12 protein-coding genes are annotated in these 11,720 nt (G+C 73.2%); 3 read left to right on the top strand and 9 right to left on the bottom strand.

From position 1 onward, the window contains the following. Positions 1-48 precede the first annotated feature (48 nt). Complete coding sequence (locus ACSMHG_RS09630; RefSeq protein ID WP_435744173.1) at positions 49-1,734, bottom strand: ribonuclease J; 1,686 nt, start codon at positions 1,732-1,734, stop codon at positions 49-51. 116 nt (positions 1,735-1,850) lie between these two features. Here ACSMHG_RS09630 and ACSMHG_RS09625 point away from each other — a divergent pair, with 116 nt between their 5' ends. After that, positions 1,851-2,246 carry a MerR family transcriptional regulator gene (locus tag ACSMHG_RS09625; RefSeq protein WP_435744171.1) on the top strand — a complete coding sequence of 132 codons (396 nt, stop codon included), beginning with the start codon at positions 1,851-1,853 and terminating at the stop codon, positions 2,244-2,246. A 27-nt stretch (positions 2,247-2,273) separates the two neighbouring features. Here the strand turns inward: ACSMHG_RS09625 and ACSMHG_RS09620 are convergent, their stop codons facing one another. The 7 genes from ACSMHG_RS09620 to ACSMHG_RS09590 all read right to left on the bottom strand — a co-directional run bounded on the left by ACSMHG_RS09620 (position 2,274) and on the right by ACSMHG_RS09590 (position 7,850). Continuing rightward, entirely contained in the window at positions 2,274-3,209 is a 936-nt protein-coding gene (locus tag ACSMHG_RS09620; RefSeq protein WP_435744169.1) for a cation diffusion facilitator family transporter, read from the bottom strand. After that, positions 3,185-3,913, bottom strand: a complete 729-nt coding sequence (locus ACSMHG_RS09615) for a cation efflux transmembrane domain-containing protein (RefSeq protein WP_435744167.1) — start codon at positions 3,911-3,913, stop codon at positions 3,185-3,187. Before ACSMHG_RS09615 ends, ACSMHG_RS09620 begins: the two co-directional genes overlap by 25 nt. After that, a complete protein-coding gene (locus ACSMHG_RS09610) occupies positions 3,910-4,260 on the bottom strand; it encodes an ArsR/SmtB family transcription factor (RefSeq protein WP_435744165.1) in 351 nt (116 codons plus the stop codon). The genes ACSMHG_RS09615 and ACSMHG_RS09610 overlap by 4 nt, the downstream gene beginning before the upstream one ends. A gap of 78 nt (positions 4,261-4,338) precedes the next feature. Next, positions 4,339-5,106, bottom strand: coding sequence for an ABC transporter permease subunit (locus tag ACSMHG_RS09605; protein WP_435744162.1), 768 nt, complete (start codon positions 5,104-5,106; stop codon positions 4,339-4,341). Further along, positions 5,103-6,029, bottom strand: a complete 927-nt coding sequence (locus tag ACSMHG_RS09600) for an ABC transporter ATP-binding protein (protein WP_435744159.1) — start codon at positions 6,027-6,029, stop codon at positions 5,103-5,105. Before ACSMHG_RS09600 ends, ACSMHG_RS09605 begins: the two co-directional genes overlap by 4 nt. Continuing rightward, positions 6,026-6,916, bottom strand: coding sequence for an ABC transporter permease (locus ACSMHG_RS09595; RefSeq protein ID WP_435744156.1), 891 nt, complete (start codon positions 6,914-6,916; stop codon positions 6,026-6,028). The genes ACSMHG_RS09600 and ACSMHG_RS09595 overlap by 4 nt, the downstream gene beginning before the upstream one ends. Further along, complete coding sequence (locus ACSMHG_RS09590) at positions 6,909-7,850, bottom strand: ABC transporter ATP-binding protein (protein ID WP_435744154.1); 942 nt, start codon at positions 7,848-7,850, stop codon at positions 6,909-6,911. Before ACSMHG_RS09590 ends, ACSMHG_RS09595 begins: the two co-directional genes overlap by 8 nt. Positions 7,851-8,288: 438 nt before the next feature. Between ACSMHG_RS09590 and ACSMHG_RS09585 the strand changes: the two genes are divergently transcribed. Beyond that, positions 8,289-9,770 carry a serine/threonine-protein kinase gene (locus ACSMHG_RS09585; protein WP_435744151.1) on the top strand — a complete coding sequence of 494 codons (1,482 nt, stop codon included), beginning with the start codon at positions 8,289-8,291 and terminating at the stop codon, positions 9,768-9,770. Positions 9,771-9,829: 59 nt separating this feature from the next. After that, the gene (locus ACSMHG_RS09580; protein WP_435744149.1) at positions 9,830-10,024 is read left to right on the top strand and encodes a hypothetical protein; all 195 of its coding nucleotides are present in this window, start codon (positions 9,830-9,832) and stop codon (positions 10,022-10,024) included. A 28-nt stretch (positions 10,025-10,052) separates the two neighbouring features. Here ACSMHG_RS09580 and ACSMHG_RS09575 read toward each other — a convergent pair. Beyond that, positions 10,053-11,720, bottom strand: a 1,668-nt coding sequence (locus ACSMHG_RS09575) for a response regulator (RefSeq protein WP_435744147.1), incomplete at its 5' end; no start/stop codon positions are given.

The following is an 11,720-nucleotide window of genomic DNA, read 5'->3' as shown; positions in this document are numbered from 1 at the left end:
GACCCTAACGCGGCGTCATGGTGGCCCTGGCGGCCGTCGGCGCGCGGCTCAGGCGTCGATGACCACCGGGATGACCAGCGGGCTCCGGCCGAGCGCCTTGCCGAGCCACCGGCCGACGTCGCGGGCGATGCGCTGCTCGAGCTGGTGGACGTCCCCGACGCCCTCGGCCGCGGCCGTGGCGAGGGCCTTGTCGACGACCGCCTCGGCCTTGTCGAAGAGGTCCTTGTCGGGGGCGAACCCGCGCACCAGGAAGTCCGGCCGGTCCGCGAGCCGCCCGGTGTCGGCGTCGACGATGGCGAGGACGGTGACGACACCCTCCTCGGCCAGGGTGCGCCGCTCCTTGAGGTGCGCGTCGGTGACGCTGCCGACCGTGCGGGCGTCCACGTAGACGTACCCGGCACGGACCTTGCCCGCGACCTTCGCGCGCCCGTCGACCAGGTCGACGACGACGCCGTCGTCGACCACGACCACGCGCTCGGGGTCGACGCCGGTGTCGACGGCGATGTCGGCGTTGGCGCGGAGGTGGCGCCACTCGCCGTGGACCGGCATCACGTTCTTGGGCTGGACGATGTTGTAGCAGTAGGCGAGCTCGCCGGCGCTGGCGTGCCCCGAGACGTGGACGCGCGCGTTGCCCTTGTGGACCACCTTCGCGCCCCACCGGGTCAGGCCGTTGATGACGGCCGAGATCGCGTTCTCGTTGCCGGGGATGACCGAGCTGGCCATCAGGATGGTGTCGCCCTCGGCCACGCGGATGCGGTGCTCGCGCCCCGCCATCCGCGACAACGCCGCCATCGGCTCGCCCTGGGAGCCGGTGCAGACGAGGACCACCCGGTCCGGCCGCATCTTCTCCAGCTGCTCCAGCGGCACGATCAGGTTCGGCGGGACGGTGAGGTAGCCCAGGTCCTGGGCGACGCCCATGTTCCGCACCATCGACCGGCCCACGAAGGCGACCTTCCGTCCGTGGGCGGCCGCCGCATCGAGGACCTGCTGGATCCGGTGCACGTGGCTGGCGAAGCTCGAGACGATGATGCGTCGCGGGGCGGTCCGGAAGACCTGCTCGATCGCGGGGGCGAGGTCCCGCTCGGACATGGTGAAGCCGGGGACCTCGGCGTTGGTGGAGTCGGTGAGGAAGAGGTCGACCCCCTCCTCGCCCAGCCGCGCGAACCCCCGGAGGTCGGTGATCCGCTGGTCGAGCGGGAACTGGTCCATCTTGAAGTCGCCGGTGTGCAGGACCAGTCCCGCGCCGGTACGGATGGCGACGGCCAGACCGTCGGGGATCGAGTGGTTGACGGCGAGGAACTCGCACTCGAACGGTGCGAGGTCGGTGCGGTCGCCCTCGGACACCTCTCGCAGGACGGGCTTGAGCCGGTGCTCCTTGCACTTCTCGCGGACCAGCGCGAGGGTCAACCGGGAGCCGATCACCGGGATGTCCTCGCGCTCGCGGAGGAGGTACGGCACCCCGCCGACGTGGTCCTCGTGGCCGTGGGTGAGGACGAGCCCGACGATGTCGTCGAGCCGGTCCCGGATCGAGGTGAAGTCGGGAAGGATCAGGTCGACGCCGGGCTGGTGCTCCTCGGGGAAGAGCACGCCGCAGTCGACGATCAGCAGCTTCCCCTCGTGCTCGAAGACGGTCATGTTCCGACCGATCTCCCCGAGTCCTCCCAGCCCGACGACGCGCAGGGCCCCTCGGGGCAGGGCTGGGGGCGGTGCAAGGTCCGGGTGCGGGCGACTCATGAGGACCGACCGTACCCAGGTGCCGGGCCGGTCCGCGCGCCGGTGGGCCTCCGTCGGCGCCCGGACGCGCCGGGACGGGCCGATAGCCTGTCGGCGACCGGCCGGGAACAGGAGCCATGAACAGTCAGCACATGCAGATCGGCGAGGTGGCCCAGCGCACCGGCCTGAGCCTCCGCACCATCCGCTACTACGAGGAGATGGAGCTGGTCACCCCCTCCGCGCGGAGTGCCGGTGGCTTCCGGCTGTACACCGAAGAGGACGTGGCCCGGTTCACGCTCATCACGAGGATGAAGCCGCTCGACTTCAGCCTGGAGGAGATGAGGGACCTGCTGGCCATCACGGACGCGCTGGAGGCGGCCTCCGGCGAGGACCGGGACGCCCTGGTGGAGCGGTTGCGCGGTTACCTCGAGGCGGCCCGCGCGCGGGTGGTCTCGATCCGGGCGCAGCTGGAGACGGCCGAGCGGTTCGCCAGCGAGCTCCAGGCCGAGGTCACCCGCCACCAGCGTCCGTAGCAGCCCTCGCGGTCAGACCGCCGCGGGTCACCAGTCCAGCTCGTCGCAGGAGCGGTCGGCGCACGCCTCGACCTGCAACGTGGCGTGCTCGACGCCGTGGTCGCGGGCCAGCACCGTCCGGGCCGCACCCAGCACCTCCTGACCGGCGCGGGTGCCGTCGGTGACCAGGTGCGCCGTCGCCACGTTCATCCCCGAGGTGAGCGTCCACAGGTGGAGGTCGTGGAGGTCGGCCACGCCGTCGATGCCGCAGAGGTCCGCGGTCACCTGCTCGAGGTCGACACCGGCCGGGGCGTGCTGGCCGAGCACGGCGAGCACCTCGCGGCCCAGGAGGACGGCCCGTACGGCGACGAAGAGGCCCACCGCGACCGCGACGCCGGTGTCCCACGCGCCCTCGCCGGTGGTCGCCACCAGCACACCGGCGACGACGACGCCCACCGAGCCGGCGGTGTCCGCCATCACCTCGAGGTAGGCGCCCTTGACGTTGAGGCTCTCCTGCGCGCCGCCACGCAGCAGCAGCATCGCCACCACGTTCGCTGCCAGCCCCAGTCCGCCGACGACCACCATGGGGCCCGCCTCGACCTCGATCCGCTCGCCGATGCGGCCCACGGCCTCCGCCACGACGTAGGCGGCGACGCCGAGCATCAGCAGCACGGCCAAGCCGGACGCGAAGACCTCCGCGCGGTACGAGCCGTAGGTGCGCCGCCCCGAGGCGTCCGGCCGGGTCGCGACCCGGGTGGCCACCAGTGCGGCGCCGAGAGCCACCACGTCCGCGGCCATGTGCCCGGCGTCGGAGAGCAGGGCCAGCGAGCCGGACCACAGGCCGGCGGCGAGCTCGACGACGAAGAACGCCGCGATCAGCCCGAACGCCGCCGCCAGTCGCCAGCGGTGCCGCCCCGACGCACTCGGCCCGCCGGACGCGTGGCCGTGACCGGCGCCCATCAGGCGGGGGTCCCGCCGCAGCACCCACCCGAGCATCCGTCGGCCGCTGCCCCGGCTTCCGCCGCGGACCGGTCGTCGGCACCCGACCCGATCGGCCCGCAGCAGCCCTCGCCACGCCAGGCCTCGAGGCCCTCCCGGACGGCGACCGCGGCGATGACGAGGCCCGCGAGGGGGTCGGCCCACGACCAGCCGAGGGTCGCGTTGAGCACCAGACCCACCAGCAGCACCGCGGAGAGGTAGGTGCACAGCAGGGTCTGCGTGGAGTCGGCCACGACCGCGTTCGAGCCCAGCTGCCTGCCGGTGCGCCGCTGCGCCCACGACAGCAGCGGCATCACGACCAGCGAGGCGGTGGCCAGGGCGATCCCGACCCGGGACGTGTCGGGGTCCGCGCCGGTGACCAGGGCCCGCGCCGACTCGAAGCCGACGTACGCCGCGAGGGCGAAGAACGACCACGCCATCAGGCGCAGGGCCTGCTGTTCGCGGGACTCCGGCAGGCGGTGGCGGAACTGCCAGAGGATGATCAGGCCGCTGCTGACCTCCACCGTCGAGTCCAGGCCGAACCCGACGAGCGCGACCGAACCGGCCGCGACCCCGGCCGCGATGGCGATGACGGCTTCGACCAGGTTGTAGGCGACCGACGACGCGGCCAGCAGCTGGGCGCGGCGGCCGAGCCGCGCGCGGTCCGTCGTGGACGGCGGGGAGCCGGCGGCCCTGGTGGGGGCGCTCATCCGGCCACCTCGACGTCGGTGCCGTGGTTGGGGCACAGAGTGACGGCGTCACCGGTGAGCTCGAGGAGCTCCTCGGCGGCCGACCACAGGTTCATCAGTGCGCCGGCGTGGTTGAGCGAGTAGACGGTGGCCCGGCCGACGGGTCGGGCGCTGACCAGGCCGCAGTCGCGCAGGCAGGCCAGGTGCTTGGAGACCGTCGACTGTGCCAGGCCGAGGTGCGCCGTCAGGTCGACCACGCGGTGCTCGCCGAGGGCCAGGTGGCGCAGGATCGCGATCCGCGAAGGGTCGGAGAACCCGTGGAAGAGACAGGCGGCCGCCGCCAGTCCGTCGGTCGGTGCGTGGGTCATCGATGAAGCCTTTCCGCTATGTCATCGCCGATCGGCGATGCTAGCGAAGATCGGCGGCCCACGCCACCGCCGGGCGCGTCAGGACTCGTCGTGCAGCCGGAGCGTCTCCAGCCGGCGGCCGGCGTAGGCGGTCGCGGCGACGGTGACGAGCACCAGGAGCGTGAGACCGGTGCCCAGGGAGACGGCCGCACCGACGCCCAGGCCGCCGGCCGCATCGCCCAGGACCGCCTCGACGACCGCCAGCGACCACTGCTGCACGCTGAGCGCCTGCGCGCCCGGCACGAGGCCGCCGACCAGCGACTCCCAGATCAGTGCGTAGATCAGCCCGATCACCACCGCGTTCCGGCTCACCACCGCGAGCACCAGGAAGAGCGCGGCGTACGCGACACCGGCGGCCAGCGCTCCCAGCGTGAAGGCGACCGTCACCGAGCCGACCTCGCCGGTCAGCACGACGCCGGCGACGGCGACCGGCAGCACGCCGAAGACCACCACGACCCCGGTGGCCACCAGCAGCTTGGTGAGCACGATGGAGTACCGGTTGAGCGGCTTCGCGAGGAGGTAGACGATCGAGCCCTCGTCGATCTCCGGGCCGATCGAGCCGGTGCCGGCGACCAGGCTCAGCAGCGGCATCAGGATGGCGATGCCGAACGCGGTGAGCAGGTTCGGCGGGAGCGAGCCGTCGAGCGCGCGGTCGAGCTCGGCGTCCATCCCCGCGAGGACGCGCGCCAGCGCGCACAGGGCCAGCAACGCCAGCGGCAGGAGGAGCAGCACCAGCGTGCGCTTGCGTCCCAGGAGGCTGCGGCGGGTCAACGCCGCGACGGTGCGGTTGGGCAGGAGGTCGGTCATCGGGCCACCAGGTAGGAGAAGACGCTCTCGAGGGACTCGTCGGCGGGACGGACCTCCAGCAGGCGGATGCCGTGCTGCGCCGCCAGCCGGGGGAGGGCGTGGACGAAGGCGGAGAAGTCGGTCGCCTGCACCTGCACCGAGGTGCCGCCGCCGGGCTCGGCGACCAGCTCCACCGCTGACGTGCCGGGCTCGGCGATGACGGCCGCGGCGAGCGCCCGGTCGTCGGTCGAGCGGAGCGTGTACTGGTGCGGACGCTGGGTCATCAGCCGCCGGATCTCCCGGAAGTCCCCGGACGCGGCGTGACGGCCCGCGACGACCACCTCGATCCGGCCGGCGATCTGCTCGACCTCCTCGAGGATGTGGGAGCTGAACAGGATGGTCCGCCCCTGGTCGCCCAGGTCGTGCAGGACCTGCATCAGGTGCAGCCGCTGGCGGGGATCCATGCCGTTGAAGGGCTCGTCGAGCAGCAGCACCTCCGGGTCGTGCACGATCGCGGTCGCCATCTTGATCCGCTGCTTCATGCCCTTGGAGTAGCCGCGGATGTCCCGGTCCTCGGCGGCCGCCATGTCGACGGTCGCGATCGCCCGGCGCGCGGCTCCCTCGGGGTCGCGGAGCTTGTGGAGCTTCGCGTTGGCGAGCACGAAGTCCCAGCCGGTGACCGCGTCGTACATCTCCTCGCGCTCCGGGACCAGGCCGAGCACGCGGTAGATGTCCGGGTCCCGGTGCAGCGGACGCCCGTCGAGGGTGACGGAGCCGGCCGACGGCGCGAGGAAGCCGGCCATCATGTTGATCAGCGTCGACTTCCCGGCGCCGTTCGGGCCGAGCAGTCCGGTGACCCCCGGCCCCAGCCGCATCGTCACGTCGTTGACCGCGACCACGTTGCCGAACCAGCGCGACACCTGGTCGAGCTCCACGGTGCTCATGAGAGGGCCTTCCGGTAGCGGGCGACGAGGGCGGCGTAGCAGCCGGCGATGAACAGGGCGGTGACCGCGACGAAGACGGCGGTCCCGAGCGCTCCCGGCGGGCCGTGGCCGATCGAGGACTCGGCGCCGAGGACGCCGGCGACCACCCCGTCCACCAGCGTGTACGGCGAGAGCAGGCCGGTGTAGCCGAGGAAGGTCGGGCTGCCGAAGGCCGCCGCCATCTCGCTCACCGCCAGCTCGAAGCCGGACAGGATGAGCAGCACACCGACCACCGCGGCGACACCGAGCCCCCGCCGTGGCGTCATCGCTGCCACCACGAGCCCCAGGCCCGCCAGCACCAGGGCGTGCAGGGCGGCGCCGGCCATCGCGCGCAGGTAGTCGGGCAGCTGCTCGCCCAGCGGCAGCTCCGCGAGCAGTGCACCGGCGAGCAGGACGGTGATGGGAAGACCCATGAGCAGGAAGAGCGCGACCGCCATCCCGGCGTACTTGGCCTGGACGTACTGCTGCCGGCTCAGCGGCCGGGAGAAGTACAGCGACGCGACGCGGAACCGGAGGTCGCGCGACATGACCGCCGGGGACTGTGCGCCGAGGAAGATCGTGATCGCCACCTGGAGCACCAACGCGTACTCGGTGTAGCCGACGGGGATCTCGGAGAACCCGAAGTAGCCGGTCACGATGCCCATCACGACCGCGGGCAGCAGCATCACCATCAGCAGCAGGAACGGCATGACCTTCGACCGCGCGGAGCGGCCGAGCCCGTAGGCGCCGCGGAGCGTCTCGACGAAGAGCGAGCGGCGGATGTAGCCGGTGCCGAGGCGGGGCCCGTCGTAGCGGCGGTAGCCGATGTCGTGGATGGCGCCGGTCGGCGCGGGGCTCGGCTCAGGCACGGGCACCTCCCGGGGTGGCGTGGTCGTCGGTCGCCCGGGGGGCGTCGGTGAAGATCTCGGTCATCCGGTGGCGCTGGCGCTCCATCCGCACCAGCCCCAGCCGGAGGTCGGCCGCGGCGTCCCGCACGAAGTCGTACGCCGTCTCGTCGGCGACGTCGACGTGGAGGAGCCTGCCCTCGGACCGCACGGGGACGCCGGCGTCGGACAGTCGCCGGGCCAGCTCGCTGTGGTCGCCGTCGACCTCGACCGCGACCACCGGCGTCTGTGCGGTGACCGAGGCCGTGCTGGAGTGGCGCAGCAGCCGGCCGCCGTCGATCACGACGATGCCGTCGCACACCCGCTCGAGCTCGCCCAGCAGGTGGGAGGTGACGATGACGGAGATGCCGAACTCCGTGCCGATCCGGCGGATCAGGCCCAGCATGTCCTCGCGTCCGGCCGGGTCCAGGCCGTTGGTCGGCTCGTCGAGCAGCACCAGTGCGGGATCGTGGACGAGCGCTTGCGCCAGCTTCACCCGCTGGCGCATGCCGGTGGAGTAGCCGCCCATCGGTCGGTAGCGCTCCTCGTGGAGGCCGACGTGGCGCAGGGTGTCGGCTGCGCGCTCGCGGGCCGACGTGGTCGGCAGCCCCGACATGCGCGCCATGTGCACGACGAACTCCGTGGCGGACACGTCCGGCGGCAGGCAGTCGTGCTCGGGCATGTAGCCGAGCCGCTCGCGGATCGCCGCGCCCTCGGTGACGATGTCGAGACCGGTCACCCGCGCGCTGCCCTCGGTCGGCGGAAGCAGGCCGAGCAGCATCTTCAGCAGGGTGGACTTGCCCGCACCGTTGGCGCCGACGAGGCCGGTCACGCCGGTCCCGACGTCGACGCTCAGCTGGTCGACGGCCGTGAAGGAGCCGAACCGCTTGGTCAGCCCCTCGGTCTGGATCAACGCCACGCTCTTCCTCCCGTCCCGCGCCGTGCTGCGGCGCCCGCCGCGGTCAGCCCCACCCTAGGGACATCGGCGGGGCCGGCGCCCGGTTCCGGGGGTGGGGCCGGGGTCGGCTCCGGGGTGCCTCGGGGACGTGCCGGACGACCGCATCCATCCGAAGGCGCGGACCACTCCGAACGACGTGCGCCGACCCCGCCCCCCATGCTGGGGCGGGGCCGGCTCTCAGCGGTCGTCCAGGTGCCGGTGACGCTTCACCCCGTTGGGCTGGCCGCCTCCGCGATGGTAGGAACCGCGCGCTCGCGGCGTCTTCATCCCGCAGGGGGAAGTAAAGGCCGAGCTCGGGCGGTACGCCGGCTCGTCGTGGCGCGGCCTACCGACCCCGCGCGCTTGGCCGGGCGCCCGGGCGGGTAGCGGTACGCGAGACCGCGAAGAGGAGGAGGGCCGATGCCCCCGTCGAGCATCGCTGGTCGCTACGACGTCGTCCGGGAGGTCGGCCGTGGCGGCATGGGCGCCGTCTGGCTCTGCACGGACCGCACGCTCGGACGGGAGGTGGCGGTCAAGCAGGTCGGCGGGCTGCCCGGTGAGTCGACCCCGCACCTGGCCCGTGCCCTGCGGGAGGCGCGGTCGGCGGCGGCGCTCAACCACCCGAACGTCGTCTCGATCTACGACGCGATCGAGGACCACGGCCACGTCTGGCTCGTGATGGAGTACCTGCCGTCCCGCAACCTCTCCGAGCTGCTGCGTGACGGGCCCCTCGACCCCCGCCACGCGGCGGGCCTCGGCGCACAGGTCGCCGACGGGCTCGCAGCCGCGCACGCGCGCGGGACGGTCCACCGTGACGTGAAGCCGGGCAACATCCTGGTCACCGACGACGGGGTCGCGAAGATCTCCGACTTCGGCATCGCCCGCACGATCGGGGACGAGCAGCTGACCCAGACCGGGATGGTTTCGGGCACCCCGCTCTACTTCTCGCCGTCCCTGGCGCGAGGCCAGCGGGCCACGCCCGCCGACGACGTGTGGGCCCTCGGGGCCACGCTCTGGACCGCGGTGGAGGGGCAGGCCCCCTGGCCGCCGCAGGAGAACTCCATCGCGATGCTCATGCACATCGCCAACCACGAGCCTCCCGCGCCGAAGCGCGCAGGCCCGCTGGCCGCGCCGATCCGCCGGATGATGCAGTCCGACCCGGCGGCGCGCCCATCCATGGCCGAGGCCGCCGCCGCTCTGCGCGCCGTCGCGAGCGGCACGGCGGACGCCGACGAGACCGCGCTCGTCCCGCCTGCCCGCTCGACGCCGCTCGCGGCGGAGCCGGCCGCCGAGCCGCCCGCCCGCGTGGCAGACGGGCGCCGCCGTCGTACGGCTCCGGTCGCGCTGGTGGCGGGCGTGGTCGTGCTGCTCCTCGCCCTGGGCGGGGCCTTCCTCGCCGGCCTCCTGGAGGACGACGGCGCGGGTGACCCGGTTGCCGGCGAGCCGACCGCCCAGCAGTCGACGGGGGGTGAGCAGACCCCGGAACCGGCGCCGTCCGCGAGCGAGGAGGACAGCCCGGAACCGGAGCCGACCCCGCAGGAGCCGGAACCAGAACCAGAACCAGAACCGGAACCAGAACCGAAACCAGAACCAGAACCGAGCCCGCCCGACGTGTCGGCACGCAACGCCCAGCAGCTCGTGCGGGACTACTACGACTTGCTGCCCGGGGACATCGACGCCGGGTGGTCGCTGATCGCTCCTGCGCTGCAGGAGGAGATCGGCTACGGCAGCTACCGGGGATTCTGGTCCACCGTCGAGTCGGTCACCGTCCGTGGCGTCCGCCCCCAAGGTGGCGGCACCGTGCTGGCGGACGTGGTCTACAACGGCGGCTCCGACCGGGAGACCCGCCGGATCACCGTCCGCGACGGGCGGATCGTCGACGACGGCGTGGTCGGGCAGTAGGTCGGGTACCGGTCCCAGATCGGACCCGGCACCGTGCCGGGACGGGAAGGGAGACGATCATGCTGACCGGGATCCTGAGCCGAGTGATGGGCGGACGACGCGGAGCCGGCCGTGGCATGGCCGGGGGCCGTGGCATGAGCCGCGGCATGGGTGGCGGCATGGGTGGCGGCATGGGTGGCGGCACGGGTGGCCGTCGTACCCAGGACCAGGCGCTCGGCCACGGCGTGCGCTCGCTGCTGCGTCGGGTCCGCTGAGCGGCCCCGACCCACACGACGGCCGTGGTCAGGCCGGTGACCCGACCCATCGACGCAGCACGTCGTCGAGCTCGTCGGGGTTCACCGGCTTGGCCACGAAGTCGTCCATCCCTGCGGCGAAGCACCGCTCCCGTTCGCCGTCGGTGACGCCCGCGGTGACGGCGACCACCGGGGTGCGCCAGCCCTCGCCCTCGCGCCGGCGCAGCTCGGCGGTGGCGTCGTACCCGTCCAGCACCGGCATCTGGCAGTCCATGAGCACGGCGTCGTACGCCCGCTCGGCGAGCATCGCCAGTGCCTCGGCGCCGTCGCTCGCGACCTCGCACGTGTAGCCGCGTGCGCTGAGGATCCCGACGGCGACCAGCTGGTTGATCTCGCTGTCCTCGACGACGAGGACGTGGCCACGGCTCGAGCCCTCCACGGGGACGGCCGGCCGCACCGGTCCTCCGCTCGTGGACCGCTTCTGCTCGGTGGCCTGCTCGGTGGCCGCGCGCAGCTGCGCCATGTGCAAGGGCTTGGTGAGGACGGTCCGGATGCCTGCGGCCCGTGCCTCGCCCAGGTCGACGTCGGGGTCCGAGGTGAGCAGCAGCATCGGCGGAGCCGCGCCGCGTGCGGTGATCCGGCGGGCGAGCTCGAGGCCGTCGACGTCGGGCATGCAGAGATCGAGCATGACGACCGAGGGGCGGAGGCCCCCCTCCATGGCGTCGAGGGCGCTGGCTGCGCTCTCCGCTGCGGAGACCTTCAGGCCCCAGGCGCCGAGCTGGCCTTCCAGGACGAGGCGGTTGGTGGCGTTGTCGTCGACGACGAGGACGTGCTGGCCGGCGAAGGTGGCACGCGGGGGACCCTCGGCAGCGGCCGGCGGCTCGGCCGCCGTGGCGAGCGGCACGCGGAACCAGAAGGTGCTCCCGACGCCCTCCTCGCTCTCCACCCCGATCGTCCCGCCCATGGCGGCGACCAGCTCGCGGCAGATCGCCAGGCCGAGGCCCGTGCCGCCGTACCGCCGGGTGGTCGAGGAGTCTCCCTGCGAGAACGGCTGGAAGACCAGGTTCCGCGCGGCCTCGCCCAGGCCGATCCCGGTGTCGCGCACCTCGAACCGGACGTGCACGGCGTCCTCTGAGCGTTCGTCGAGGTGCGCGGAGATGACGACCTCGCCGGCGTCGGTGAACTTCACCGCGTTGGCGGCGAGGTTGAGCAGGATCTGCCGGAGCCGCGCCGGGTCGCCGCGGAGGGCGGTGGGGAGGTCGGGTGAGCAGTAGGCGAGCAGCTCGAGGTTCCGCTGACGTGCCGGGTCGGCGACCATCTCAGCGGCGCTCTCCACGACGGCGACGAGGTCGAAGTCGACCACCTCCAGCTCGAGCTTGCCGGCCTCGACCTTGGAGAAGTCCAGGATGTCGTCGATGACGGTGCGCAGCGCCTCACCGGCGCCCCGGGCGCCCTCCACGTACTGCCGCTGTCGCGGGCCCAGCTCCGTGCCGAGGAGCAGCCCGGTGAGGCCGATGACGCCGTTGAGCGGCGTGCGGATCTCGTGGCTCATCGTGGCGAGGAACGCCGACTTCGCCGCCGAGGCGGCCTGCGCGTCGAGGCGCGCCTGGGCCTCCCACCGCACCTGCCGCGTCGTGCGGACGACGGCCAGCCCGGCGAGCAGCACGGCGGCCGCTCCCGCGACCAGGGCGTTGCTGTCCCGGCCGAGCAGCTCCTC

Source organism: Nocardioides ureilyticus (assembly GCF_051280745.1).
Classification (GTDB): domain Bacteria; phylum Actinomycetota; class Actinomycetes; order Propionibacteriales; family Nocardioidaceae; genus Nocardioides.
Note: the sequence above shows the minus strand (reverse complement) of the source record. Positions and strands in the feature narration are given on the sequence as shown.